This is a genomic window from Streptomyces misionensis (genome assembly GCF_900104815.1).
Taxonomy (GTDB): Bacteria; Actinomycetota; Actinomycetes; order Streptomycetales; family Streptomycetaceae; genus Streptomyces; species Streptomyces misionensis.
Genome location: NZ_FNTD01000004.1, coordinates 2,109,733 through 2,134,952, shown reverse-complemented (window position 1 = coordinate 2,134,952; position 25,220 = coordinate 2,109,733). Strand labels below are relative to the sequence as shown.

The window sequence follows — 25,220 nt, the reverse complement described above, 5'->3', positions numbered from 1 at the left end:
CCCTCTGGGGGGTCCCACACCGTGAACAGCAATACCTTCCGCATGCCCGGACGCCGTCTCGCCGCGGCGGCGACCGTCACCGCCCTGGCCGCCGCGCCCGCGCTCCTCGGCGCGGGCGCGGCGCACGCCACCGGTGCCACCGGTCACGCCTCCGCCACCGTGCTGCGCACCGGCCTCGACGTGTCCCTGCTCAACAAGTCCGTCGACGTCCCGCTGGCGGTCTCGCTCAACGAGGTCCAGGCGCCGCGCAGCGCCGACCGCACGGCCCTCTCCGCCCATCTGGACGGGGTGGCCGGCGACAAGCCCTTCACCGTCCTCGGCGCGGACGTCGCCCAGGCGAAGGCCACGGTGACCGACCGGCGGGCCGAGGGCTCGGTCCGGGTCGTCAACGCCCGGCTGCACGTGCCCGGTCTGCCCGCGCTCGCCCTGATCGAGGTCGGCACGGTCACCGCCCGGGCCACCTGCGAGGCGGGCGCGGCGCCGACCGCCGCCGCGGACGTCCTCGGCGCGGTCACCGTCCTCGGCCGGCGCGTCACGCTCACCGCGGGCGGCACGACCGAGGTCAAGGTGCCCGGCGTGGGCGAGGTCCGCCTCGACCTCGCCCAGCGCGCCACCACGACGCGTACGGCCGCCGCGACCGCCCTGCAACTCAAGGTCTCCGTCAACCCGTTGAAGCTCAACGTCGCCGACGTCGAGGGCACGGTCACGCTCGCCAAGGCCACCTGCGACGCCCCGAAGGCGCCCGCCACGAGCCACCCGGCCCCGAGCCGTCACCCCGCCCCCGGCACCACGTCCGGCGCGGCCCCCGTCTCCGACACGAAACCCCAGGGCGGCACCACCGGGACCGACCTGGCCGAGACCGGCGGCAGCCCGGCGACACCGTACATCGCGGGCGGCGCGGTGGCCTTGCTGGCGGCGGGCGGGGGAGCGGTGCTGGTGGCGCGGCGAAGGAAGCACTGAGCGCGCGGGGGCCTGCCGGCCGGGTTCCAGGGGGCCGGGGTGCCCGGAGCGACCGGGAGCGGTGGCGGGGGTGCGACGTCTCGCTCCGGGGGAGCGGAGCCGATGGTCGCCCGGCCGTCCGCGTGGGGGACCGGGGCCCAGGCCGGGGCGCCTGAGGTGCCCGGGCGGCGTTCGGCCTGCGGTGCCGACGGGGCGGCGTCGGGCGCGGCCCGCGGACGCCGGCTCGCCCGGTCGCTCCGCCTGATCGGCGGGTGCGGGGTGCTCGCCGGCCCCTCCGCCCCGGCCGTTCTTCGGCGGCCGAGCCTCGTGACGAGTCGCGGGACCGGTCGGTGCGGGGCTGGGCGGAGCCCCTTGAGGGCGCCCGGAGCGGCGCGACCGGCTCCCGGCCTGGCGGCGGATGCGGCGCGCGCACCGGAATTCCCGGCGGGGGCGGTACGCGCGCCGTTTCCTCCCCAGGCGGTCGACGAACCCTGCCGGTGCCCGCGGCGCCGGAGGCGGGTCCGGGCCCCGCGGGCACGCCATCCCGTCAGGGGAGGGCGGCCGACAGGGCGGTCAGGAAGGCGTCCGTCGTGGAGCGGTCCCGGACGGCCAGCCGTACCCAGTCCTCGCCCAGGCCGGGGAACGTGTCCCCGCGGCGCACGGCGTAGCCGAGATCGCGCAGCCGGCGTCGTACGGCCGCCGCTCCCGCCATGCGGACCAGTACGAAGGGGGCCTCGGCCGGGCCGGTGACCGAGACGCCCCGGTCGGCGAGCGCGGCCAGGCCCGCCACCAGGTGGGCGCGGTCCGCCGCGATGCGGTGCGCCGCGTGACCCGCCTCGGCCAGGGCCGGAGGCGCCATGCACGCCTCGGCGGCGGTCAGCGCCGGGGTCGACACCGGCCACAGCGGCTGGGCCCGCTCCAGGGCCGTGATGATCTCCGGGGCGGCCAGGACGTAGCCGATGCGCAGTCCGGCCAGCCCCCAGGTCTTGGTCAGGCTGCGGAGCACGATCAGACCGGGCAGGTCCGTCCGCCCGGCCAGCGCCTCCCGCTCGCCGGGCACCGCGTCCATGAAGGCCTCGTCGACCACCAGGTACCGGCCGGGCCGGGCGAGCCGGCCGATCACCCCGGCCGGGTGGAGCACCGACGTCGGGTTGGTCGGATTGCCGATCACCACCAGATCGGCGTCCCCGGGCACCGCCTCGGGGTCCAGCCGGAAGCCGTCCCGCGGCCGCAGCAGCACCCGCTCCACGGTGTGCCCGGCATCCCGCAGCGCCGCCTCCGGCTCGGTGAACTGCGGATGCACCACGACCGGCCGGCGCACCCCGAGGGCCCGGGCGAGCAGCACGAACGCCTCGGCCGCGCCCGCCGTCAGCAGCACGCGCCCGTCGGGCAGTCCGTGCCGCGCCGCCACCGCCGCCCGCGCGGCCCGCCCGTCCGGGTAGGCCGCGAGGGACGACAGCGACCCGGCGATCCGGGCGCGCAGCCACTCCGGAGGGGTGCCGGTCCGCACGTTGACCGCGAGGTCGACCAGTGCCGCGCCGTCGTCCCGCACCTCGGCGTCCCCGTGGTGGCGCAGGTCCGGCCCGCGATCGTCAGTGCGCATGGCTGTGCGTGTGCCCGCCGTGGTGGTGACCGTGCCCGTGCCCGTCGTCGTCCGGGTGGAAGTGCGGCTGCTGCGGCAGCCCCACCTTGTCCTCGAAGCCCGGCAGCGCGATCCGGTACACGCACGAGTCGCAGTTCATCCGCAGATCGCCCGCGACGGCCTCCTCGTACCGTTCGAGCACCAGGTCGAGCAGCTCCGGCTCGGGTCCGATCACGTCGGCCGAGCGCACCTCGACGTCGGGGTGCGCGGCCGCCCACTCCTCGGTCTGCCGCCGCACCCGGTCCGGCAGGATGCCGGTGAACAGGAAGTAGGGCAGCACGACGACCTTCCGCGCCCCCAGCCGCGCGCACCGGTCCAGGCCGCTCGGCACGTCCGGCGCCGCCAGCGACACGAACGCCGTCTCCACGCCCGCGTAACCGCGGCCCTCCCACAGCAGCCGCGCCGCCTTGAACACCTCCGCGTTGGCGTCCGGGTCCGTGGAGCCGCGGCCCACCAGCAGCACGGTCACCTCCGCCCGGTCCTGGCCGCCGGTCGCCTCGTCGAGGCGCCGCTCGAGGACCTTCAGCAGCGCCGGGTGCGGGCCCAGCGGACGGCCGTAGGTGTACGAGATCCCCGGGTGCCGCTCCTTCTCCCGGGCCAGCGCGGCCGGGATGTCGCCCTTGGCGTGCCCGGCGGACACCAGCATCAGCGGGACGGCGGCGAACCGGCGCACGCCCCGCTCCACCAGTTCGGCCACGGCGTCGCCCAGCGGCGGCGGGGACAGCTCGATGAAGCCGCCCGCGACGGGCAGGTCCGGACGGCGGCGGCCCAGCTCCTCGACGAAGGCGCGGAACGCCTCGGCTCCGGCGTCGTCACGGGTGCCGTGGCCGGCGATCAGCAGGGCGGGCGGGGTGGTCACAGGGTCTCCTCGGACGGTATCGGGTGGTACAGCAGGGCGTTGAGCGCGGCGGCGGCGACCGCCGAGCCGCCCTTCTCGGACACGTTGCTCACGGCGGGCAGCCCGCTCGCGCGCAGCGCGGCCTTGGACTCGGCCGCGCCGACGAAGCCGACGGGCAGGCCGATGACGAGCGCGGGCGCGGCGTCCAGGGTGAGCAGTTCCTCCAGGGCGGTCGGCGCGCAGCCGATCACCCACAGGGCGCCGGGGCCCACCTCCTCGTAGGCGAGCCGCACGGCGTGCGCGGAGCGCGTGAGCCCCGGCCCCGGCCTGGCGTCCTTCAGCCGGCACACGGTCCGGCGCCGGGTGATGCCGGCCGCGACCATCTCCACGTCCACGACGACCGGCGCCCCGGCGTGCAGCGCGGCGTGCGCCGGGACCAGGTCCGCCTCCGCCAGGACGAGGTCGCTCGCGTACTCCAGGTCGGCGGCGGAGTGGATGACCCGCTCCACCACCGCCCGGGTCAGCGGCGGGAAGTGCGAGGTGTCCAGACGGGCCCGCAGCCGCCGGAAGGACTCCTCCTCGATGGGGTGCACGATCCGGTTCACCGGGCCTCCTCCTGCGCCGGGCCGCTCTGCCAGCGGTAGCCGCGCGGGGTCACCATCCGCCCGGCGACCGTGCGGGACGCGGTGTTGCCCACGGTGACGACCGTCATCATGTCGACCGTCGCCGGGTCGAGCCCGGCCAGCGTGGTGACCCGGCTCGACTCGTCCGGCCGGGAGGCGTTGCGCACGACGCCGACGGGTGTCGTCGGCTCCCGGTGCCCGGCGAGGATCGCGAGCGCCTTCGGCAACTGCCAGTCGCGGCCCCGGGAACGGGGGTTGTAGAAGGTGACCACGAGGTCCGCCTCGGCCGCCGCCCGCACCCGCCGCTCGATGACCTCCCACGGCGTGTGCAGGTCGGAGAGGCTGATCGACACATGGTCGTGGCCCAGCGGCGCGCCCAGGATCGCGGCGGCGGCCAGCGCGGCCGTCACCCCGGGCACCCCGACCACGTCGATGTCGTCCGAGGCCTCGGCGAGCGCGGGCGAGGCCATGGCGTACACGCCCGCGTCCCCGCTGCCGATCAGCGCCACCGCGTGGCCCCGCCGGGCCTGCTCGACCGCGGTGCGCGCCCGCTCCTCCTCGGCGCCGAGCCCCGACTCCAGCACCCGGGTGCCGGGCCGCAGCAGATCGCGGACCTGGTCCACGTACTGGTCGAGCCCGACCAGCACCGAGGCCCGCCGCAGCTCGGCCGCCGCGCGCGGGGTGAGCAGGTCCCGGGCACCCGGCCCGAGCCCGACCACCGCGAGCCGCCCGCGGCCCGGACGCCGCGCCACGGCGCAGGTCGCCATCGCCGGGGAGGCGTCCGACTTCCGCTTGGGGACCAGGAGTTCACCGCCGCGCACCAGGGCCGCCGCCTCGGCGACCGACGGGGTGCCGACGGCCGCGAGCGGGGCGTCGGAGGGGTTGGGCACCTCGACCGCCGCCAGTTCCGCGGCGGAGTACGTCACCACGGGCACGCCCAGCCGTTCGGCGGCGCCCAGGATGCCGGGCTCGGCCGACTTGGCGTCCACGGTGGCGAGTTCGGCGACCGACTTCGCGGACAGCCCCGCCTCCTGGAGCGCGCCCTCGACCAGCGCCAGGACCTCCTCCACCGGCGCCCCCCGGGACGCGCCGACGCCGACCACCAGGGACGGCGGCCGCAACAGCACCTCGCGTTCGCCCGGTGGGACGTCCCGGTCGGTGAGGCGGACGGTGTACGACCCCTGCGCCGAGCAGGGCAGCGGGGGCAGCGGCCAGGCCAACTCCTGCTCCAGCGCCACCGGTTCGCCGTCCAGCAGTGCCCGGGAGACGGCGGCGATCGCGCCCTCGCAGGGCAGGCCGAGGGTGTCCAGACCGGCCAGCCCCGCCGCGTCCGTCGCGGTGGTCACCACCGGCTCGGCGCCCAGCAACCCGCCCACCTCGCGGGCGAGTTCATTGGCGCCGCCGCCGTGCCCGCCGACCAGGGACACCGCGAACCGGCCGCCCTCGTCCACGCAGACCACGCCCGGGTCGGTCGCCTTGTCGCCGAGCAGCGGCGCGAGCAGCCGTACCGTCGCGCCCGTGGCCAGGAAGCACACCAGCTGCTCGCACTCGGCGAACGCGGCCCGCACCGCCGGTCCCACGGCACCCTCGTACACCCGCGTACGGTCCGGCCAGGCCGCGGCCAGCCGGTCCCGTGCCGCCGCCCCCGCCGCGGTGGCGGAAATCAGGCCGATCACTGGTCAACTCCTCGATTGGGTACGGGGCTTCTGACGCCCCACAGCAGAAACACCGGGTTGGTGGCCGCGAGCCGGGTCACCTCGCCCGGCAGCGGGGCCAGCCGCGAGGACTGGAGCAGCACCCCGTCGCAGGCCAGCCCGGCACCGGTCAGCGCCTCGCGGGCCGCCGGCACCCGGTCCAGGGCGGCCATGGCCACGACCACGGCCCGCCGGGCGCGCGGCGCGCACGCCCGGATCACGGCGGGCAGTTCACGCCCCCCACCGCCGATGAACACGGCGTCCGGGTCCTGCGCGAGCCCGTCCAGCGCGTCCGGCGCGGTGCCGTGCACCACGTCCACCTCGACCCCGTGGGCGCGGGCGTTCTCCCGGATCCGGGCCACCCCGTCCGCGCTCTTCTCCACGGCGACGACGGCCGCGCCGAGCCGGGCGCACTCCACCGCCACCGACCCGGACCCGGCGCCCACGTCCCACACCAGGTCGCCGAGGCGCGGTCCGAGCCGGGCCAGGGCGAGCGCGCGCACCTCGAACTTGGTGATCATCGAGTCGCGGTGGGCGAACTCCGTCTCCTCCAGCGCCCAGCGCGAAGGCCCGGGCGCCGCTCCGGCGAGGGCGCGCGGCACCTTGCCCACCAATGACACATCCGGCACATGCGGCTCCTCCGGCACCGGCGGCTCCTCAGGCACCAGCGGCGCACCGGGCGCATCGCGCAGATCCGGCCCCCGCCGCGTCGCCAGGCACAGCACCACGCTCACCGCGGTGCCCCAGTCGCGGGCCGCCGCCTCGGCCGGGGACACCCGCTCGACCCGCTCGCGCACCGGATCGCCCAGCGCGCTCGCCACGACGAGCACCCGGTCGCGGCCGGTGAGCGCCGCGCCCAGTTCGGCGGGGCCCGCGCCCGGGCCGGTGAGCACGGCCACCTTGGGACGGGCCCGGCAGACGTGCACCGCGGTGCGCAGCGCCCTGCCGTGCGCGCTGACCACCACCGCGTCGTCCCAGGGCAGCCCGAGCCGGGCGAACGCCGCGGCCACCGAGGAGACCCCCGGGCGCACCGACAGCCGCTCGGCGCCGAAGCGCTCGGCCAGCACCCGCACGATCCCGAAGAACCCCGGGTCGCCGGAGGCCAGCACCAGCACCGGCAGCTCCTTCTCGACATACCCGGCGATGGTGTCCAGGGCGGGCGCCAGCGGGCCCAGCACGACCCGCTCGGCCCCGGCGGGCAACACGGCCGCGTCCAGGTGCCGCCGCCCGCCGACGACGAGCGCGGCGCCCGCCGCGACGTCCTCCGGCAGCGGCGCCCCCGTCCCCGTGCCGACGACCGTGATCACCTGCCCGCCCCTCGCTCCCGCAGCTCCCGCCGGGCCGCCGGGTCCGCCTTGCGGAAGCCGTGGAAGTGGCCCGGGTGGTAGAGGTGCGAGCGGGTGCCGTGCGCGGCCAGCGCCGGACCCACCAGGAACAGCGTGTGCTTCCAGAGCTTGTGCTCCTTGACCGTCTCCTCCAGCGTGCCGATCGTGCACCGCACGACCAGTTCCTCCGGCCACGTCGCCTGATGGGCGACGATCACCGGGGTCGTCGTCGGATAGCCGCCCTCCAGCAGCTCCCGCACCAGCTGTCCGCTGCGCGCCGCGGACAGGAAGACCGCCATCGTGGTGCCGTGCCGGGCGAACTCGCGCACCTCCTCGCCGGGCGGCATCGGCGTCTTGCCGCCGCCGAGCCGGGTGAGGACGACGGACTGCGCGACCTCGGGGATGGTCAGCTCGCGCCCCGCGAGGGCCGCCACCGCCGAGAACGACGAGACCCCGGGGACGATCTCCGTCGCGATCCCCAGCTCCGCGCACCGGTCCAGCTGCTCCTGCGTGCCGCCCCACAGCGCCGGGTCGCCGGAGTGGATCCGCGCCACCTTCAGGCCCTCGGCGTGCGCCCGCCGGTAGACGGCCACGACCTCCTCCAGGGACATCGTCGCCGAGTCCAGGATCTCCGCGTCCGCGCGCGCGTGCTCCAGCACCTCGGCCTGGACCAGGCTGGCCGCCCAGATCACCACGTCCGCCGCCGCGATCGCGCGCGCGGCCCGGAACGTCAGCAGGTCGGCGGCGCCGGGTCCGGCACCGACGAAGGTCACCTTGCCGAGGGGTGTCCCGGCGGGCGTGTCTGTGGGGGCGTCGGCCATCGGAAAGGTCCTCTCGTACGGAAAGCACACGGCAGTAGCGGGGTGAAATGTCAGGATGCGAGGCGATATGCGAGGTGCCCGATGTGCGCGAAGGCGCCTTCATCGGATAGCAAGTGCCTATGGCGGTCTTCGTCGCGCTCGGCGCGTTCCTGATGACGCTGGCCGGCGGCTGGACGGCACAGCGGGTGACCGACCGTCGGCATCTCGTCCTCGGACTCGCCGGCGGTCTCATGCTGGGCGTGGTCGGCCTGGACCTGCTGCCGGAGGCACTGCGCGCCGCCGACCGCGAGATCTTCGGGGTACCCGCCGCACTGCTGCTGTTCGTGACCGGTTTTCTCCTGGCCCACCTCGTGGAACGCACCCTCGCCGCGCGCCAGGCCGCCCACGGCGGGGACGAGCACGACCATCACCGGGCGCCCGAGGTCGGCCTCACCGCGGCCGGCGCCATGGTGGGCCACAGCGCCATGGACGGCGTGGCGATCGGCGCGGCCTTCCAGGTCGGCGGCGGCATGGGCACCGCCGTCGCGCTCGCCGTGATCGCCCACGACTTCGCCGACGGCTTCAACACCTTCACCATCACCAGCCTGTACGGCAACGCCCGCCGCCGCGCCCTCGGCATGCTGCTCGCCGACGCCTGCGCCCCCCTGGCCGGCGCGCTGTCCACCGTCTTCTTCCACATCCCCGAAGCGGTGCTCGGCGGCTATCTCGGCCTCTTCGGCGGCGTGCTGCTCTACCTCGCCGCCGCCGAGATCCTGCCCGAGGCCCACCACGAGCACCCGGCCCGCTCCACCCTGCTGTGCACGGTCGCCGGCGCGGCGTTCATCTGGCTGGTGGTCGGCATCTCCGGCTGAGGGCACCGGCCCTCCCGCGCGGCTCACAGCTTGCCGCCCCGCCCGCCGTCCCGCCGCGGCGGCGCGATCAGCGTCGACAGATACGGCAACGGCGCGCCGTCCAGCTCGGCGGCCGGCCGCACCGACTCCTCGGGCAGTCCCAGCGCCGACCCCCACACCGCGTCCTGGAGCCGCCCGGAGCGGGTCAGCGCCCCGGCGACCTCGGCGGCCTGCCGCCCGAACTTGTACGCCACGACCGTCCCCGGCCCGGCCAGCGCCTCCTCCAGCACCGCGGAACCCGCCGTGACCGGCACCAGCGTCAGCGGCTCGGTGCCCTCGGTCAGCACGGCACCGGAGCGCGCCGCCAGGTCCTGCATGGCGGTGATCCCGGGCACGGTCTCCACGACGAGCCCCGGCACCAGCTCCGCGACGGTCTGCGCGAGATACGTGAACGTCGAGTACACGTTCGGATCGCCGATGGTGGCGAAGGCGACCGAGCCGTGCCGCCCCAGCAGCGCGGCGACCCGCTCGCCCGCGGCGTCCCAGGCGGCCTCCCGGCGGGTGCGGTCGGTCCGCTCGTTCAGCGCGAACACCACGCGGACGACCTTCTCCTCGGCCACGTAGTGCAGCACGGTCGCCTCGGCGCGCCCCGGCTCACCCCCGTCCCGCCCGTCGGCCGCGCCCATCACCGGCACGACGACGACGTCGGCCGCCCGCAGCGCGTTGACCCCCTTCACCGTCACCAGCTCCGGGTCGCCCGGACCGACTCCGACACCGATCAGCCTGCTGCTCATGACGTCCGGCACCTCTCCACGAACCGACGGGCCACACCGGGCTCGGACGCCCAGTGCGTGTGCAGGTAACTCGCGTGCACGCCCCGCTGAACAAAACCCTCCACCCGCCGGTCCCGGCCCCGGACGCCCCACGCGGGGGCGGGACCGGCGCCCGGCTCGACCGCGGTGCGATGGAACTCGTGCCCCCGCATCCGCGTCCCGGCCGCGGCCAGCGCGCTGTCCCCGACGGCCACGGCGTCCCGGTACCCGAGGATGAGCCGCTCCGTCATCCGCGCGGTGGCGTCCAGCACCCCGCACATGGGGCGGCCGTCCAACTCCCGGCACAGATAGAGCAGTCCGGCGCACTCGGCGGCGATCGGCGCCCCGGACGCGGCGAGTTCGGCGACGGCCGCGCGCAGCGGCTCGTTGGCGGACAGCTCGGCGGCGTACACCTCGGGGAAACCGCCGCCGACGACCAGCCCGGCCGTGCCGTCGGGCAGCCGCTCCGCCCGCAGCGGATCGAAGGGGACGACCTCGGCGCCGGCGGCGGTGAGCAGTTCGGTGTGCTCGGCGTAGGAGAAGGTGAAGGCCGGGCCGCCGGCCACCGCGATGCGCGGCCCCGGCCCGCCGGCCGGCCGGACCGGGCCGTCGGGGCCGGGCGGCAGGGGGCTCCACGGGTCCCCCGGCACCGGTCCGGCGGTACGGGCCAGCGCCTCCAGCGCGGCCAGGTCGCACCCCTCGGAGACCAGTGCCGCCATCGCCGCCACGGAGCCGGTCGCCGCCGACTGCCGCTCGGCCACCGGCACCAGGCCCAGGTGCCGGGACGGCGTCTCGACCGGACGGGCCCGCCGCAGCACGCCCAGCACCGGCACCCCCGCCGAGTCCAGCGCCTCGCGCAGCAGCTCCTCGTGGCGGTCGGACCCCACCTTGTTCAGGATCACGCCGCCGATCCGCACCCCCGGGTCCCACGACGCGAACCCGTGCACCAGCGCCGCCACCGACCGCGACTGCGCCGAGGCGTCCACCACCAGCACCACCGGCGCCCGCAGCAGCTTGGCGACCTGCGCGGTGGACGCCAGCTCGCCCTCCCCGGCGGCGCCGTCGTACAGCCCCATCACGCCCTCGACCACGGCGAGGTCGCACCCCCGCGCCCCGTGCAGGAACAGCGGGGCGATCAGCTCCGGCCCGCACAGGTACGCGTCCAGGTTCCGCCCCGTCCGCCCGGTCGCGAGCGCGTGGTACCCGGGGTCGATGTAGTCCGGCCCGACCTTGTGCGGGGACACGGCGAGCCCCCGCGCGGCGAACGCGGCCATCAGCCCCGTGGCCACGGTGGTCTTGCCGCTGCCCGAGGAGGGCGCGGCGACGACCAGCCGGGGCACCGGCGAACTCACCACTCGATGCCCTTCTGGCCCTTCTGCCCCACGTCCATGGGGTGCTTCACCTTCGACATGTCCGTCACCAGGTCGGCGAAGTCCACCAGCTTTGGCGGCGCGTTCCGCCCGGTGACGACCACGTGCTGGGTGCCGGGCCGCGTGCGCAGCACCTCGATCACCTCGTCGGTGTCCACCCAGCCCCAGTGCATCGGGTACGCGAACTCGTCCAGCACGTACAGCCGGTACGTCTGCGCCGCCAGGTCCCGCTTGACCTGCTCCCAGCCCTCCCGGGCCTTCTCCTCGTTGTCCATCTGCGCGTCCCGCTGGACCCAGGACCAGCCCTCGCCCATCTTGTGCCAGGCGACGGTGCCGCCCTCGCCGGAGGCACCCAGCACGCGCAGCGCGTTCTCCTCGCCGACCTTCCACTTCGCCGACTTGACGAACTGGAACACCCCGATGGGCCACCCCTGGTTCCAGGCCCGCAGCGCGAGCCCGAACGCGGCGGTGGACTTGCCCTTGCCGACCCCGGTGTGCACGACGACCAGCGGACGGTTGCGCCGCTGACGGGTCGTCAGGCCGTCGTCGGGTACGACACTCGGCTGCCCCTGAGGCATTACGCGGCCCTCCTGCTGCTGTTCCCCTGCACATCCCTGACGAGACCGGCGATCGAGTCGGCCCGCAGCTCGTCCAGCGTGACGGCCGTACCGCCCAGCTCGCCCGCGAGCCGCCCGGCGAGACCGAGCCGTACCGGACCCGACTCGCAGTCCACGACCACCGACGCGACCGCCTCGGCCGCGAACAGCCGTGCCGCGCGTCCGGCGAGCGCCACCGGCTCCGGTCCGCCCGTGGCCCGCCCGTCGGTCACCACCACGACCAGCGCCCGGCGCGCCGGATCCCGCAGCCGCTCCACCCACAGCACCTCGTGCGCCTTGAGCAGCCCGGCCGCCAGCGGCGTACGGCCCCCGGTCGGCAGCGACTCCAGCCGTACGGCGGCCGCGTCCACGGAGGACGTCGGCGGCAGCGCGACCTCCGCGGCCGACCCCCGGAACGTCACCAGACCGACCTTGTCCCGCCGCTGGTAGGCGTCGAGCAGCAGCGACAGCACGGCGCCCTTCACGGCGCTCATCCGCTGCCGGGCCGCCATCGACCCGGAGGCGTCGACGACGAACAGCACCAGGTTGCCCTCGCGCCCCTCCCTGACGGCCTGCCGCAGATCGTCCCGGCGGACCACCAGCCCCGGCCCGGACCGACCCCGCGCCCGCTGGTGCGGGGCGGCGGCCCGTACGGTCGCCGCCAGGTGCAGCTTGGTCAGGGCGCCCCGCGGCCGCCGGGCCCCGGTCGTCCGCCCGTGCTCGGTCCGCGCCCGCGAGCGCCGCCCGGCGGCGCCCTCCCCGATCCCGGGCACGCTCAGCGCCTTGGTCCGGAACGGCTCGGCGGCCCGCGCGGCCGACTGCTCCCGCGATCCCGCTGCCTGCGGCTCCCCGCCCTCGCCGGCCTCGGGCCGCGCGGCGGTGTCCCCGCCGCCCTGCGGACCGTCCTCGGGCTCGGGCACGCCACCGCCACCGGGACCGCCGGGGCCGGGATCGTCGTCCCCGTCCCCGTCCCCGTCGCCGTCCTGCCCGGCGGACTGCTCCAGCGTCTCGTCCAGCTTGTCCTCGTCCAGGCCCGGCGCGTCGAAGGGGTTGCGGCGCCTGCGGTGCGGCAGCGCCAGCAGCGCGGCCTGCCGCACGTCCTCGGCCAGCACGTCCGTCCGCCCGGCCCACGCGGCCAGCGCGGTCGCCGTGCGCGCCATCACGATGTCGGCGCGCATGCCGTCCACCTCGAAGGCCGCGCAGGTCGCCGCGATCTGCCGCAGCGCGCCGTCGCCCAGCCGCACCCGCGGCAGCAACTCCCGCGCCGCAGCGATCCGTTGGCGAACGGCGGCCTCCTCGGCGGCCCACCGCGCGGCGAAGCCGTCCGGATCGTCGTCGTAGGCCAGCCGGCGCCTGACGACCTCCACCCGCTGGTCCGGCTCCCGCGAGGCCGCGACCTCCACGGTCAGCCCGAACCGGTCGAGCAGCTGCGGCCGCAGCTCGCCCTCCTCGGGGTTCATCGTCCCGACGAGCAGGAAACGCGCCGCGTGCCGCACGGACACGCCCTCGCGCTCCACGTACGAGGAGCCCATCGCCGCCGCGTCCAGCAGCAGGTCGACCAGATGGTCGTGGAGCAGGTTGACCTCGTCCACGTACAGGATGCCCCGGTGCGCGTCGGCGAGCAGGCCCGGCTCGAACGCCTTCACGCCCTCCGCGAGCGCCCGCTCGATGTCCAGCGCGCCGACCAGCCGGTCCTCCGAGGCACCGACCGGCAGCTCGACCATCCGCGCGGCCCGTCGCGCACCCGGCCCCGGCTCGTGCGGCCCGTCCGGGCAGGCCGGGTCCGGGGCGGCCGGATCGCAGGAGAACCGGCACCCGGGCACCACGGCCACCTCGGGCAGCAGCGCCGAAAGGGCCCGCACCGCCGTGGACTTGGCGGTGCCCTTCTCGCCGCGCACCAGCACCCCGCCGACCGCCGGGGAGACGGCGTTCAGCAGCAGCGCCAGCCGCAGATCGTCCTGGCCGACCACGGCCGTGAAAGGAAAGGGGGTGGTCACTGGTCGTCGCCCTCCAAGTCGCCTTCCAGCTCCAGATAGGTGGCACGCAGCCGCTCCAGCGTGTCCGCGTCCGGCTCGGCCCACAGGCCCCGGTCCGCCGCCTCCAGCAGCCGCTCGGTGATGCCGCGCAGCGCCCAGGGGTTGGACTTCTTCATGAAGTCCCGGTTCTCCGGGTCGAAGACGTACTCGGCGCTGAGCTTCTCGTACATCCAGTCGTCCACCACGCCCGCCGTGGCGTCGTAGCCGAACAGGTAGTCCACGGTCGCCGCCATCTCGAAGGCGCCCTTGTAGCCGTGCCGCCGCATCGCCGCCATCCAGCGCGGGTTGACCACCCGCGCCCGGAACACGCGGTGCGTCTCCTCGCCCAGCGTCCGCGTGCGCACCTGGTCCGGAACGGCCGAATCGCCCACGTACGCCTCGGGGTTGGCGCCGGTCAGATGCCGGACCATGGCGACCATGCCGCCGTGGTACTGGAAGTAGTCGTCGGCGTCGACCAGGTCGTGCTCACGGGTGTCGACGTTCTTCGCCGCCACCGCGATCCGCTTGAACGCCGTCTCCATGTCGCCGCGCGCCGCCCGCCCGTCGAGCCCGCGCCCGTACGCGTAACCGCCCCAGACGGCGTACACCTCGGCGAGGTCGGCGTCGGAGCGCCAGTTGCGGGCGTCGATCAGCGGCAGCAGACCCGCGCCGTACGCACCCGGCTTGGAACCGAAGATCCGGGCGGTCGCGCGGCGCCGGTCACCGTGTTCGGCGGTGTCCTGCACAACGTGCGCCCGCACATAGTTGGACTCCGCCGGCTCCGCCAGCTCGGCCACCGCCCGCACCGCGTCGTCGATCAGCCCCACGACGTGCGGGAACGCGTCCCGGAAGAAGCCGGAGATACGGACCGTGACGTCGATGCGCGGGCGCCCCAGCTCGGCCTGCGGGATGATCTCGAAGCCGGTCACCCGGCGCGAGGCGTCGTCCCAGACCGGACGGCAGCCCAGCAGGGCCAGGATCTCGGCGATGTCGTCGCCCTGGGTGCGCATCGCGGAGGTGCCCCAGACCGTCAGGCCGACGGACTTCGGGTACTCGCCGGTGTCGGCCAGATACCGCCGCACCAGCGAGTCGGCGAGCGACTGCCCGACCTCCCAGCTCAGCCGGGACGGGATCGCCTTCGGGTCGACCGAGTAGAAGTTGCGGCCCGTGGGCAGCACGTTGACCAGGCCGCGGGTCGGTGACCCCGAGGGGCCCGCCGGGACGTAACCGCCGTCCAGCGCGCGCAGGATGTGCCCGATCTCGTCCGAGGTGCGCGCCAGCCGGGGCACCACCTCGTCGCACGCGAACTCCAGCACCGCCACCGCCTCCGGCGGCACGGCAGCGCCCAGTGCCTCCCGTACGACGTCCCCGACGGCCGCGCGCGCCCAGTCCCGCGCCTCCATGCCCTCCGCGACCCGGCGGCACAGCTGCTCCAGCAGGTCGATCGCGTCGGCCGCCGTCCGCGCCGGGCCCGGCGCCAGGTCGGTCAGCTCCACCGGCACCTTCACCGCGGCACCCGGCTCGGCCAGCAACTCCTTCTCCACCAGCCCGAAGTGGGCGGCGAGACAGGCCCGCAGACCGGGCAGGGCGTTCGCCCGGCCGCCCCACACCTGGGAGGCGCGCAGCACGGCGAGGACGAGGTTCACCCGCGGTTCGCCGACCGGGCCGCCGCCCAGGACGTGCAGGCCGTCGCGGATCTGCACGTCCTTGATCTCGCACAGATAGCCGTCGATGTGCATGACGAACTCGTCGAACTCCGCGTCGTCCGGCTGCTCGTCCACATGCAGGTCGTGGTGGAGCTCGGCGGCCTTGACCAGGGTCCAGATCTGGGCGCGCACCGCCGGGGCCTTGGCCGGGTCCAGGTCGGAGACGAGCGCGTACTCGTCCAGCAGCTGCTCCAGCTTGGCCAGGTCGCCGTAGGTGTCGGCGCGGGCCATCGGCGGCACCAGGTGGTCCACCACCGTGGCGTGCCCGCGCCGCTTGGCCTGGGTGCCCTCGCCGGGGTCGTTGACGATGAACGGGTAGACCAGCGGCAGTTCGCCGAGGACCGCGTCCGGGGCACAGCCGCGGGAGAGGCCGAGGCCCTTGCCCGGCAGCCACTCCATCGTGCCGTGCTTGCCCATGTGCACGACCGCGTCGGCGCCGAAGCCGTGCTCCAGCCAGCGGTAGGCCGCCATGTAGTGGTGCGAGGGCGGCATGTCGGGGTCGTGGTAGATCGCGATCGGGTTCTCCCCGAAGCCGCGCGGCGGCTGGATCATGACCACGACGTTCCCGAACCGCAGGGACGCCAGCACGATGTCGTCGCCGTCCACGTACAGGCTGCCCGGCGGCTCGCCCCACGCCTCGGTCATCGCCTCGCGCAGCCCCGGGTCCAGCGTCTCGAACCACGCCCGGTAGTCGGCCAGCGGCACCCGCGCGGGCGCGGCGGCCAGCTGCTCCTCGGTCAGCCACTCCACGTCGTGGCCGCCGGCCTCGATCAGCCGGTGGATCAACTCGTCGCCGCCGGACGGGTATCCGCTGACCCCGTACCCGGCGTCCCGCAGCGCGTCCAGCACCCGCACCGCCGACGCCGGGGTGTCCAGGCCGACCGCGTTGCCGACCCGGGAGTGCTTGGTCGGGTACGCGGTGAAGACGAGCGCGATCTTCTTCTCTGCGTTCGGCTTGTGCCGCAGCCGGGCGTGCCGCACCGCGATCCCGGCCACCCGCGCGGCCCGCTCGGGGTCGGCGACGTAGACCGGGACCTCGTCGGGGCCCTGCTCCTTGAAGGAGAAGGGCACGGTGATCAGCCGGCCGTCGAACTCCGGGATGGCGACCTGCATCGCCGCGTCCATGGGGGACAGCGCCGCGTCCGACTCCTCCCAGGCGGCCCGCGAGGAGGTGAGGCACAGACCCTGCAGCACCGGGACGTCGAGGTCCGCCAGCGCGCCGATGTCCCAGGACTCCTCGTCCCCGCCGGCCGACGCCCCGGAGGCGTGCGTGCCGCCGGCCGCCAGCACGGTGGCCACCAGCGCGTCGGCCCGCCCCAGCAGCTCGTACAGCCCGGGGTCCGCGCCGCGCAGCGAACCGCAGTACACCGGGAGGGCGTTGGCACCCCGCGCCTCGACGGCCGCGCACAGGGTGTCCACGAAGGCCGTGTTGCCGCTGAGTTCGTGGGCCCGGTAGAAGAGCACGCCCACGGTCGGGCGGTCCGCGCGGATCTCGTGGGCGCCGTGGACGCCGTACTCCGGCATCCGGTGCGGCTCCTCGAAGCCCTCGCCGGTCAGCAGCACGGTGTCGGACAGGAAGCGGGCCAGCTCCCGCAGGTTCGCGGGGCCGCCCTCGACCAGGTAGCGCAGCGCCTCCGCGACCACGCCCGCGGGCACCGTGGACTCGGCCATCAGCTCCGCGTCCGGGACCGCCTCGCCGCCCAGCAGCACCGCCGGGACACCGGACGCCTTCAGCGCGGCCAGCCCCTCCTCCCAGGCGCGCTTGCCGCCGAGGAGCCGTACGACGGCGAGGTCGGCGCCGTCCAGCAGCCGCGGCAGTTCCCCGGCGACGTCGACCCGGGTGGGGTTGCCGATGCGGTAGTCCGCGCCGGAGGCCCGGGCCGCCAGCAGATCCGTGTCGGCGGTCGACAACAACAACACTGTGCTCATGCGGGCGCTCCCGGTGGAATGAAGGGCAGTCCTTGCGGCGCGCCGGACTCGATGAGCCGCCACAGCGCGTCCGTGTCCGCGTGCTGTTCGATCAGATCGCCGAGCCGGTCCAGCTGCTCCTCGCGCAGCGCGGCGAAGGAGGTGTCCGGCGCCGGGACGAAGCGGCGCCCCGCGGCGGCGGCCACCTCGCGCAGGAAGGCCCGGCGGAAGCGGTCCGACTCCAGCGAGCCGTGCCAGTGGGTGCCCCAGGTCTGGCCCGACCGGCAGCCGTCCAGGAAGGGTTCGCCGCCCTCGACGGACGCCACCCCGTGGTGGATCTCGTACCCCTCCACCGGCTCGCCGAGGGCCCGGCCGGCGGGCCGGGCGAGGGTCTTCTCCCGGGCGAAGCGCACTCGTACGGGCAGCAGGCCGAGCCCGGCAACCGCGCCGGCGCGCGACTCGACCTCGTCCTCGATGTGCTCGCCGAGGATCTGGAAGCCGCCGCAGATGCCGAGCACGGGCCGCTGCGACGCGGCCCGCCGGACCAGGGCGTCCGCGAGCCCCCGGGCGCGCAGCCACTCCAGCGCCCGGACCGTGCCCCGGGTGCCGGGCACGATCACGAGGTCCGCGTCGGCCAGTTCCTCCGGCCGGTCCACGAACCGCACCACGACGCCCGGTTCGGCGGCCAGCGCGTCCACGTCGGTGAAGTTGGACATCAGCGGGATCGCGCACACGGCGACGCGCAGCACGTCCTCGCCGACGGGGGGAGCGACGGCCGACTCCCGCACGGCGCCCCGGAGGGACACCCGCAGTCCGTCCTCCTCGTCGATCCCCAGTCCGTGCCGGAACGGCAGCACGCCGTACGTCCGCCGCCCGGTGAGGTCCCGCAGCATGTCCAGCCCGGGCTCCAGCAGCGAGACGTCGCCCCGGAACTTGTTCACCAGGAACCCGGCGACCAGCTCCTGGTCCTCGGGCGCGAGCAGGGCGAGGGTGCCGAAGAAGGAGGCGAAGACGCCCCCGCGGTCGATGTCGCCGACGACCAGCACGGGCAGCCGGGCACCGCGCGCGATCCCCATGTTGACGATGTCGGTGCGCCGCAGATTGATCTCGGCCGGGCTGCCCGCCCCCTCGCAGATCACCGCGTCGTACGTGCGCCGCAGCTCGGCCAGGCAGTCCAGCACCGTGCCCAGCAGCCGCCGCTGCCGCCCGCCGTGGTAGCCGCGCGCGCTCATCTCGCCCACCGGCCTGCCCAGCAGCACCACCTGGCTGCTCTGCTCGCCGCCCGGCTTGAGCAGCACGGGGTTCATCAGCGCGGTCGGTTCGATCCGGCACGCCTGGGCCTGCATGGCCTGGGCCCGGCCGATCTCGGCGCCCTCGCGGGTGACGAAGGAGTTCAGGGACATGTTCTGCGCCTTGAACGGCGCGACCTTCACGCCCTGGCGTGCCAGCCAGCGGCAGATCCCGGCCGTCACGACGCTCTTGCCGGCGTCCGACGTGGTGCCGGCGACGAGCAGACCACCGCTCATTTCCCGTGTCCCTTCAGACCCTTGACTCCGGTGACCAGGAGGCGCGCGGCGACCGTGGTGCCGAGCGCGAGCAGACCGACGCGGCGGGAGAGCCGTACCGCCCGGTCGATGTCGTCGGCCCGGACGGGCCGTCCGGCGGCGCCGTTGAGGACGGGGCGGTGTTCCACGCGGCCGCCGTAGGAGAGGGTGCCGCCCAGCCGGACGCCGAGGGCGCCCGCGAAGGAGGCCTCCACGGGACCGGCGTTCGGGCTCGGGTGCCGGCGGGCGTCCGCGCGCCAGGCGCGTACGGCGCCGCGCGGGTCGCCTCCGGCCGCGGCGGCGAGCACGGCGGTCAGCCGGGCCCCCGGCCAGCCGGCCACGTCGTCCAGGCGGGCTGCGGCCCAGCCGAAGCGGCGGTGGCGCGGGGACTTGTGACCCACCATCGCGTCCAGGGTGTTGACCGCGCGGAAGCCGAGCAGCCCCGGCACCCCGGCGACCGCGCCCCACACCAGGGCGCCCACGACCGCGTCGGAGGTGTTCTCGGCGACCGACTCGACCACGGCCCGCGCGATGCCGTCGGCGTCCAGCGCCTGCGGGTCCCGGCCGCACAGATGGGGCAGCCGGGCGCGGGCCGCCTCGACGTCCCCGGCGGCCAGGGCGCGGCCGATGGTCCGGGCCTCCCGGGCGAGCGAGGTGCCGCCGACCACGGACCAGGCGGCCGCGGCGGTCAGCGCGACGGAGGCGGCGGGGGAGGGGCGTACGACGCGTGCGGCCAGCGCTCCGAGCGCGACGGCGCCACCGGCGCACACGGTGGTGTGCAGAGCGCCCCAGCCGCGGTGGTCGTGCCACAACGCGCCCTCCACCGCGGCGGCCGCACGCCCGAACGCGGCGACCGGATGCCCGCGGCGGGGATCACCGAGGAGCAGGTCGCCGAGAAGCCCGGCGGCGGCGCCGTACGCATACCTGCGATCGGCACCCATCGGCTCAGCCGGCCGTGGGCACCGCGACAGTGGTCCTGGTACTGGTCCTTCGGCTGCCGAGCATGGCGATACAGGTCCTCACTCAGGGTGTCCGCGCCCTGGTACGAAGAAAACGGGCGGCGAGAGTTCCTGGCTCCCGGGGTGTTCACCCCGGTGACAGTGGCGGGACCGCGCCGGATTCGCACCGGCTTCCTCTTCTGCCGCCCTACATGGCCTGGGCAGTCCACCACGTGCCCGGAACGGCCGTCAACTTGCCGTTGACCTGCGGGAGTGTGCGGATGCCCACATCACGCCACGGTACGGGCACGCCGAAGGCCCCGGCGCGCGAGGGGCGCGCGGGAGCCTTCGGGTGTGCCGTCGAGTGGGGCCGTGCGGTCAGGACTTGGAGACGATCAGGACGATGCCGTACGCCACCGCGGCCGCGCACGCCGCGAAGCAGACGTAGGCGCCGGTGACGGCGAGCGCCGCGGACTCGCCCTGGGCGGCGGCCTTCTCGCGCTTGGCCAGGCCGTTGACCCCGAGGGTGAACAGGGCCACCAGGCCCACCGTGAACACGAGGCTGACGCCGAAGACGGAGCCGATGGCCGCCCAGTCGATCTTCATGGGGATGCTTCCTTGGTGAACGGGGGCGCGGGGATCAGACGGTGGCGGCCGGCGGGACGGCCGGGGCGGTGGCCGCCGGTTCGGCGGCCGGGGCCGGGATGGTGGCGGTCAGGCCGTCGGCGACGGTGCCCGCCGGGGGCGGGGTCACCGCGGCGATGGCGGTGGTGACCACGCCGGAGGGCTCCGCGGGCGGGTCGGCGACCACGTTGGTGTGGTCGATGACCTCGCGGCGGGACAGCTTGTAGATCCAGGCGCTCGCGGCGACCAGGAAGACGGCGACCACGGCGGTGCCCCAGTCGCCCAGCTCGGTGACGGCCTCGGCGCCCGCGCCGACCAGGGCGGCGGCCGGCAGGGTGAGCACCCAGGCGACGGCCATGCGGGTGGCGGTGGACCAGCGGACCACGCCGCCCTTGCGGCCCAGGCCCGCGCCCATCACGGCGCCGGAGACGACGTGGGTGGTGGAGAGGGAGAAGCCGAGGTGGGAGGAGGCCAGGATGGCCGTCGCGGCGCTGGTCTGGGCGGCGAAGCCCTGACGGGGCTCCAGGTCGGTCAGGCCGGTGCCCATGGTGCGGATGATGCGCCAGCCGCCGATGTAGGTGCCGGCCGCGATGGCCAGACCCGCGGAGAGGATCACCCAGGTGGGAGGGTTGGAGCCGGGGGAGATGGCGCCGCCCGCGATCAGTGCGAGGGTGATGATGCCCATCGTCTTCTGCGCGTCGTTGGTGCCGTGCGCGAGGGAGACCAGGGCGGCGGAGGCGACCTGGCCGGTGCGGTAGCCCTTGCGGGTGGCCACGCCCTCGGTCTTGCCGCCGATGCCGTAGGAGGACCGGGTGGCGACCATCGAGGCGATGCCCGCGACGACCGGCGCCGCGACCGCGGGCAGCAGCACCTTGGTCACCAGGACGCCGCCGTGCACGGCGCCGAATCCGGCGGAGGCGACGGCGGCGCCGATCAGACCGCCCATCAGGGCGTGGGAGGAACTGGAGGGCAGGCCCACCAGCCAGGTCACCAGGTTCCAGAGGATCGCGCCGACCAGGGCGGCGAAGATGACCTCGGGACGGATGCCGCTCTCGTCGACGAGACCCTTGGAGATCGTGTTGGCGACCTCCACGGAGAGGAAGGCGCCCACCAGGTTGAGGGAGGCGGACATGGCCACCGCGAGCTTCGGCTTCATGGCGCCTGTGGAGATGGTGGTGGCCATCGCGTTCGCGGTGTCGTGGAAACCGTTCGTGAAATCAAACGCGAGTGCGGTCACCACCACAATCGCGAGGATCAGCGAGAAGCTTTCCATTTACCCAGGCAATCGTTCGAGGTCGTTGGCTGGATGAACGTAGGCAACCTGGGTGAACGGAAGATGAACTGGGACGGGCACGAGGGTGTCCGTAACGGGGGGTGTGGGCCTCCGTTTTCGCCTCCCGTCCCGGGCGCGCCCAGGCGTCCCTTGGGTTACCAGCCCAGCGCGAAGGTCCGCAGCCGGCCGGCGGTGCCGTTGAAGAGATTCTGGTCACCCGGCAGCCGGCCGGCGGTGTCGTACTGCCAGAAGGTCCAGTACCGCCAGCCGCCCGGCAGCCTGCCCGGCCCGGAGGTGCCGTGGCGGGCCACCCACAGGGGGTGGGTGGAGGCGAAGGCGCGGCTGTTGCCGGTGCAGAGCTTCCACCACTGCGAGGTGGTGTAGATCACAGGCCGGCGGCCGGTCTCGCGCCGGATCTCGTCGCTGAAGGACCAGATCCACTTCGTCATCTTCTTCTTGCTCAGCCCGTAGCACTTGTGCCTCGCGCTGTACGGGTTGTACTCGATGTCCAGCGCGGGCGGCAGCGTCCAGCCGTCGGCCCGCCAGTCCCCGCCGTGCGCCACGAAGTACGCGGCCTGCCGGGCGCCGGAGGAGCGGTCCGGCAGCGCGAAGTGGTAGGCGCCCCGGATCAGGCCGGCCTCACGCGCCCCGTCGTACTGCTGGTCGAAGTAGGGGTTGCGGTAGCCCGTGGCCTCGGTCGCCTTGACGTAGACGAAGCGGGCGCCGTCGTCCTGCGCGGACTGCCAGTCCACGCGCTTCTGGTGGGAGGACACGTCGTGCCCCCGGGGCTGGTTCGCGGCCCGGTCCGGGGGACCGGCCGAGGCGGTCGGGGCGCAGGTGAGGACGAGCGCCGCCGCGGCCGCGGCGAGGGCACCGGCGCGGCGACGGAGGAGGGTGCGGGCCATGTGCCGTCTCCCCGGGGTGACGGACGACCAGGTCGTGGCGGACGAGCGGGTCGCCGGGCGGGCAAGGAGGGCTCATTCAAGGGCGGTTGATCATCGAATCGGCGTAGATTGCTGGTGTTTTGCCGCGATATGCACCCTTTCGGGGTGCGGGATCTCGGACAGAGGTACGCCGAACGGCCGCCCGCCGCGGGGGTGGCTGGCAGGATCACGGCGAGACCGCGGAGCCGCGGGACGGGCGAGGAAGGGCGGACGGGGTGCGCGCAGAGGTGAACGAGGAAACGGCGGGCCGGTGGGCGGCATTGGTCGCGACGGCGCGGCGGAGCGTGGCCGACGGACTGGTCGTCGGTACCTCGGGCAACGTCTCCGCGCGCGTCGGGGACGTGGTGCTGGTCACTCCCTCGGGCGTGCCCTACGACCGGCTGGGCCCGGACGACATCACCGGTGTGGACCTCACCGGCCGTCAGGTGCTCGGCACGCTGGTGCCGACCAGCGAGCTGCCCATGCACCTCGCCGTCTACCGCAGCACCGAGGCCCGCGCGATCGTGCACACCCACGCCGTGCACGCGACGGCCGTCTCCACGCTGGTGACCGAGCTGCCACTGGTCCACTACATGGCCGCGGCCCTCGGCGGACCGGTCCGGGTCGCGCCCTACGCCACGTACGGCACCGACGAACTGGCCGAGAACATGCTCCGCGCCCTGGCCGGCCGCTCCGGCTGCCTGCTGCGCAACCACGGCACCATCACCTACGGCGCCACCCTCGACCAGGCCTACGACCGCACCGCCCAGCTGGAGTGGATGTGCCGGCTGTGGCTGACGGCCTCCTCCGTGCCGGGTCTGACCCCCTCTTTGCTGACGGAGGCACAACTCGCCGAGGTCGGGGAACGCCTGAAGGGATACGGCCAACGGAGGTGACCGCCCCATGCTCCCCGTCCCTGCTGCCCCCGACCGCCCCGCACCGGGCACGCCCGGTGGACTCCGCCGGTCCCCGGCCACCGGTGCGGCCCGTAGCCGGGTGACCCCGGCCTCCTCGCCCCGCCGCCGCGACACCGGCGCGCCGGCTCATGCCCGCCGCCGTCTCGCGGCCCGGCTCGCCTCGCTCCGGCACCGGGACCCGGCGAGCCGGCCTTCCTCGCCCCCGCGCCAGGCCGCCGCTCCCCGGCGTGGCCCCGTCCCGCGCCCGGGCACGGGGGACCGGCCCGCACCCGGCCGCCGGGGCCGCGCGCACGGCCCCGCCGCACCGGGCCGCCTCGGCACGAACCAGCCCGCCAAGGCCCCCCGCCGGCTCCCGGACCGACTCGCCCGCGTCCTGCGCCAGCCCCTCCCGGGCCCGCTCGCCCCGGTCTCCCCGCGGGGGCTCGCGGCCTGGTTCGCCGTGGCGCGCGGCCGGCGCCTCGTGGGCCCGCCCGCCACACGCCGCCGGGCAGGCTCCCGGCGCCGGGCGGACCCGTTCCCCGGCGGCCGGAGTCCCGCCGCCGCGGCCGCCGCCCGGGCGCCCCGCGCCGTCCCGGTGCCGCCCGGACCGCCCGCGGCCGCGCGCCCGTCACCCTCCTCCCCGGCTCCGCTGGCCGGGCTCCGGGGCCGCCGGGACACTGATGGGGTGCGCACCGTCAAAGCGGCCGCCGCCGCAGTCACCGCCGTACTCGCCGCCGGCATGGCGTCCGTGGCCGCCGGGCGGCTCGCCAGCGACGCCGCGCTGAAGACCACCGGCAGCCGCCCGCTGCCCACCGAACCCCGGCTCACCGTGCACGGCACCGCCGCCGGCCAGATCACCCTCACCCGGGACCTGGCCTCCCTGCGCCCCGGCTCCTACGGCCTGGCGGGCGACGGCTCCCACGCGGTCGTCGGCCCCGTCCTCGCGGGCACCGGGCACACCGCCGACACCGTCGTACGCCGCCTCGACCGCGTCACCCACGGCACCCTCGCCCCCGGCGACTCCGTGTGGCTCACCCCGAACCTCCACGTCGGCAACCCGCGCACCGCCCTCGGCCTCGACCACGCCGACGTCGACGTGCCCGGCGAACTCGGCACCCTGCCCGCCTGGTTCCTGCCCGGCAACCGGGACGTCTGGGTGATCGCGGTGCACGGCCTGGGCACCACCCGCGAACACGCCATGAACCTCATGGGGTTCCTGAACGGCCGCCACCTGCCGGTCCTCGCCCTCGCCTACCGCGGCGACCTCGGCGCCCCCCGCCCCGCCGACGGCCTGAACCACTTCGGCGAGACCGAGTGGCGGGACGTGGACGCGGCGATCCGCCACGCCGTCCGCCACGGCGCCCGCCGCGTCATCCTGCTCGGCTGGTCCACCGGCGCCACCATGGCCCTGCGCGCCGCCGAGCACTCCGCGGTGCGCGACCGCATCGCCGGCCTCGTCCTCGACTCCCCGGTGCTCAGCTGGGAGGCCACGCTGCGCGCCCTCGCCCGCGCCCGGCACACCCCGCCCCCGCTGCTGCCGCTCGCGGTGCGCGCCGCACAGGGCCGCGCCGGGCTGCACGCCGACCGGGTCGCCGAGATCACCGACCCCGAGCGGCTCGACGTACCCACCCTGATCATCCACGGCCCCGGCGACCGCGTGGCCCCCTGGGAGTTCTCCCGGATGCTCGCCGAGCGCCGCCCCGACCGCGTCGCCCTGCACACCGTCCCGGGCGCCCCGCACGCGGCGATGTGGAACCCCGACCCGGAGCAGTACGAGGAGCGTCTGCGGCGCTTCCTCACCCCGCTGATGTGACGGCGCACGCAGGGGCGCGCCAGGCGCGCGCCCCTGCGGTCCGGCCGTTCCGGTTAGGGCCCTGGGAATGGCCGAAACGCGCCCGCCCGG

General features: G+C 75.6%; 20 protein-coding genes and 1 riboswitch. Of the genes, 4 read left to right on the top strand and 16 right to left on the bottom strand.

The features are described 5' to 3' along the window. Window positions 1-21 precede the first annotated feature (21 nt). Window positions 22-960 (top strand): SCO1860 family LAETG-anchored protein, encoded by a 939-nt coding sequence (locus tag BLW85_RS11275; protein WP_074991977.1) that lies wholly within the window; start codon window positions 22-24, stop codon window positions 958-960. A gap of 526 nt (window positions 961-1,486) precedes the next feature. Here the strand turns inward: BLW85_RS11275 and cobC are convergent. The 6 genes from cobC to cobM are packed head-to-tail and all read right to left on the bottom strand — an operon-like array spanning window position 1,487 to window position 7,882. Beyond that, window positions 1,487-2,542 carry an Rv2231c family histidinol phosphate aminotransferase CobC gene (gene cobC, locus BLW85_RS11270; RefSeq protein WP_074991976.1) on the bottom strand — a complete coding sequence of 352 codons (1,056 nt, stop codon included), beginning with the start codon at window positions 2,540-2,542 and terminating at the stop codon, window positions 1,487-1,489. After that, complete coding sequence (locus tag BLW85_RS11265; protein WP_070025901.1) at window positions 2,532-3,440, bottom strand: sirohydrochlorin chelatase; 909 nt, start codon at window positions 3,438-3,440, stop codon at window positions 2,532-2,534. The genes cobC and BLW85_RS11265 overlap by 11 nt, the downstream gene beginning before the upstream one ends. Next, window positions 3,437-4,024: a precorrin-8X methylmutase gene (locus BLW85_RS11260; RefSeq protein WP_074991975.1), complete on the bottom strand. Its 588-nt coding sequence runs from the start codon at window positions 4,022-4,024 to the stop codon at window positions 3,437-3,439. The genes BLW85_RS11265 and BLW85_RS11260 overlap by 4 nt, the downstream gene beginning before the upstream one ends. Next, entirely contained in the window at window positions 4,021-5,718 is a 1,698-nt protein-coding gene (gene cobJ, locus BLW85_RS11255; protein ID WP_074991974.1) for a precorrin-3B C(17)-methyltransferase, read from the bottom strand. Before cobJ ends, BLW85_RS11260 begins: the two co-directional genes overlap by 4 nt. Next, on the bottom strand, window positions 5,715-7,043 hold the full coding sequence (locus tag BLW85_RS11250; RefSeq protein WP_074991973.1) for a bifunctional cobalt-precorrin-7 (C(5))-methyltransferase/cobalt-precorrin-6B (C(15))-methyltransferase: 1,329 nt from the start codon (window positions 7,041-7,043) through the stop codon (window positions 5,715-5,717). Before BLW85_RS11250 ends, cobJ begins: the two co-directional genes overlap by 4 nt. Further along, the gene (gene cobM / locus BLW85_RS11245; protein WP_070025905.1) at window positions 7,040-7,882 is read right to left on the bottom strand and encodes a precorrin-4 C(11)-methyltransferase; all 843 of its coding nucleotides are present in this window, start codon (window positions 7,880-7,882) and stop codon (window positions 7,040-7,042) included. The genes BLW85_RS11250 and cobM overlap by 4 nt, the downstream gene beginning before the upstream one ends. A gap of 119 nt (window positions 7,883-8,001) precedes the next feature. Here cobM and BLW85_RS11240 point away from each other — a divergent pair, with 119 nt between their 5' ends. Further along, window positions 8,002-8,733: a ZIP family metal transporter gene (locus BLW85_RS11240; RefSeq protein WP_070025906.1), complete on the top strand. Its 732-nt coding sequence runs from the start codon at window positions 8,002-8,004 to the stop codon at window positions 8,731-8,733. A gap of 23 nt (window positions 8,734-8,756) precedes the next feature. Here BLW85_RS11240 and cobI read toward each other — a convergent pair whose 3' ends face one another. The 10 genes from cobI to BLW85_RS11190 all read right to left on the bottom strand — a co-directional run bounded on the left by cobI (window position 8,757) and on the right by BLW85_RS11190 (window position 22,403). Then, window positions 8,757-9,506, bottom strand: coding sequence for a precorrin-2 C(20)-methyltransferase (gene cobI / locus BLW85_RS11235; RefSeq protein ID WP_070025964.1), 750 nt, complete (start codon window positions 9,504-9,506; stop codon window positions 8,757-8,759). Next, window positions 9,503-10,879 (bottom strand): cobyrinic acid a,c-diamide synthase CobB, encoded by a 1,377-nt coding sequence (locus BLW85_RS11230; RefSeq protein ID WP_074991972.1) that lies wholly within the window; start codon window positions 10,877-10,879, stop codon window positions 9,503-9,505. Before BLW85_RS11230 ends, cobI begins: the two co-directional genes overlap by 4 nt. Continuing rightward, complete coding sequence (gene cobO, locus BLW85_RS11225) at window positions 10,873-11,472, bottom strand: cob(I)yrinic acid a,c-diamide adenosyltransferase (RefSeq protein WP_070025908.1); 600 nt, start codon at window positions 11,470-11,472, stop codon at window positions 10,873-10,875. The genes BLW85_RS11230 and cobO overlap by 7 nt, the downstream gene beginning before the upstream one ends. Continuing rightward, the gene (locus BLW85_RS11220; RefSeq protein ID WP_074991971.1) at window positions 11,472-13,487 is read right to left on the bottom strand and encodes a putative cobaltochelatase; all 2,016 of its coding nucleotides are present in this window, start codon (window positions 13,485-13,487) and stop codon (window positions 11,472-11,474) included. The genes cobO and BLW85_RS11220 overlap by 1 nt, the downstream gene beginning before the upstream one ends. Then, on the bottom strand, window positions 13,484-17,140 hold the full coding sequence (gene cobN / locus BLW85_RS11215) for a cobaltochelatase subunit CobN (protein WP_074991970.1): 3,657 nt from the start codon (window positions 17,138-17,140) through the stop codon (window positions 13,484-13,486). The genes BLW85_RS11220 and cobN overlap by 4 nt, the downstream gene beginning before the upstream one ends. Next, window positions 17,137-18,645, bottom strand: a complete 1,509-nt coding sequence (locus BLW85_RS11210; protein WP_074991969.1) for a cobyric acid synthase — start codon at window positions 18,643-18,645, stop codon at window positions 17,137-17,139. The genes cobN and BLW85_RS11210 overlap by 4 nt, the downstream gene beginning before the upstream one ends. Beyond that, a complete protein-coding gene (locus BLW85_RS11205) occupies window positions 18,642-19,604 on the bottom strand; it encodes a cobalamin biosynthesis protein (protein WP_074991968.1) in 963 nt (320 codons plus the stop codon). The genes BLW85_RS11210 and BLW85_RS11205 overlap by 4 nt, the downstream gene beginning before the upstream one ends. 104 nt (window positions 19,605-19,708) lie before the next feature. Then, window positions 19,709-19,847, bottom strand: a riboswitch (cobalamin riboswitch). 132 nt (window positions 19,848-19,979) lie between these two features. Next, window positions 19,980-20,207 carry a hypothetical protein gene (locus BLW85_RS11200; RefSeq protein WP_070025913.1) on the bottom strand — a complete coding sequence of 76 codons (228 nt, stop codon included), beginning with the start codon at window positions 20,205-20,207 and terminating at the stop codon, window positions 19,980-19,982. A 34-nt stretch (window positions 20,208-20,241) separates the two neighbouring features. Then, complete coding sequence (locus tag BLW85_RS11195; RefSeq protein WP_074991967.1) at window positions 20,242-21,498, bottom strand: inorganic phosphate transporter; 1,257 nt, start codon at window positions 21,496-21,498, stop codon at window positions 20,242-20,244. Window positions 21,499-21,653: 155 nt separating this feature from the next. After that, entirely contained in the window at window positions 21,654-22,403 is a 750-nt protein-coding gene (locus BLW85_RS11190; protein WP_074991966.1) for a lysozyme, read from the bottom strand. A 254-nt stretch (window positions 22,404-22,657) separates the two neighbouring features. Here BLW85_RS11190 and BLW85_RS11185 point away from each other — a divergent pair, with 254 nt between their 5' ends. Further along, window positions 22,658-23,317, top strand: a complete 660-nt coding sequence (locus tag BLW85_RS11185) for a class II aldolase/adducin family protein (RefSeq protein WP_074991965.1) — start codon at window positions 22,658-22,660, stop codon at window positions 23,315-23,317. A gap of 685 nt (window positions 23,318-24,002) precedes the next feature. Next, entirely contained in the window at window positions 24,003-25,130 is a 1,128-nt protein-coding gene (locus tag BLW85_RS11180) for an alpha/beta hydrolase (RefSeq protein ID WP_070025966.1), read from the top strand. Window positions 25,131-25,220: the final 90 nt, after the last annotated feature.

Bases quoted from the DNA above. Each gene is read 5' to 3' on its own strand.
- cobC (WP_074991976.1), bottom strand. From the start codon at position 2,542: ATGCGCACTGACGATCGCGGGCCGGACCTGCGCCACCACGGGGACGCC.
- cobM (WP_070025905.1), bottom strand. From the start codon at position 7,882: ATGGCCGACGCCCCCACAGACACGCCCGCCGGGACACCCCTCGGCAAG.
- BLW85_RS11240 (WP_070025906.1), top strand. From the start codon at position 8,002: ATGGCGGTCTTCGTCGCGCTCGGCGCGTTCCTGATGACGCTGGCCGGC.
- cobI (WP_070025964.1), bottom strand. From the start codon at position 9,506: ATGAGCAGCAGGCTGATCGGTGTCGGAGTCGGTCCGGGCGACCCGGAG.
- cobO (WP_070025908.1), bottom strand. From the start codon at position 11,472: ATGCCTCAGGGGCAGCCGAGTGTCGTACCCGACGACGGCCTGACGACC.
- cobN (WP_074991970.1), bottom strand. From the start codon at position 17,140: ATGAGCACAGTGTTGTTGTTGTCGACCGCCGACACGGATCTGCTGGCG.
- BLW85_RS11210 (WP_074991969.1), bottom strand. From the start codon at position 18,645: ATGAGCGGTGGTCTGCTCGTCGCCGGCACCACGTCGGACGCCGGCAAG.
- BLW85_RS11205 (WP_074991968.1), bottom strand. From the start codon at position 19,604: ATGGGTGCCGATCGCAGGTATGCGTACGGCGCCGCCGCCGGGCTTCTC.
- BLW85_RS11200 (WP_070025913.1), bottom strand. From the start codon at position 20,207: ATGAAGATCGACTGGGCGGCCATCGGCTCCGTCTTCGGCGTCAGCCTC.
- BLW85_RS11195 (WP_074991967.1), bottom strand. From the start codon at position 21,498: ATGGAAAGCTTCTCGCTGATCCTCGCGATTGTGGTGGTGACCGCACTC.
- BLW85_RS11190 (WP_074991966.1), bottom strand. From the start codon at position 22,403: ATGGCCCGCACCCTCCTCCGTCGCCGCGCCGGTGCCCTCGCCGCGGCC.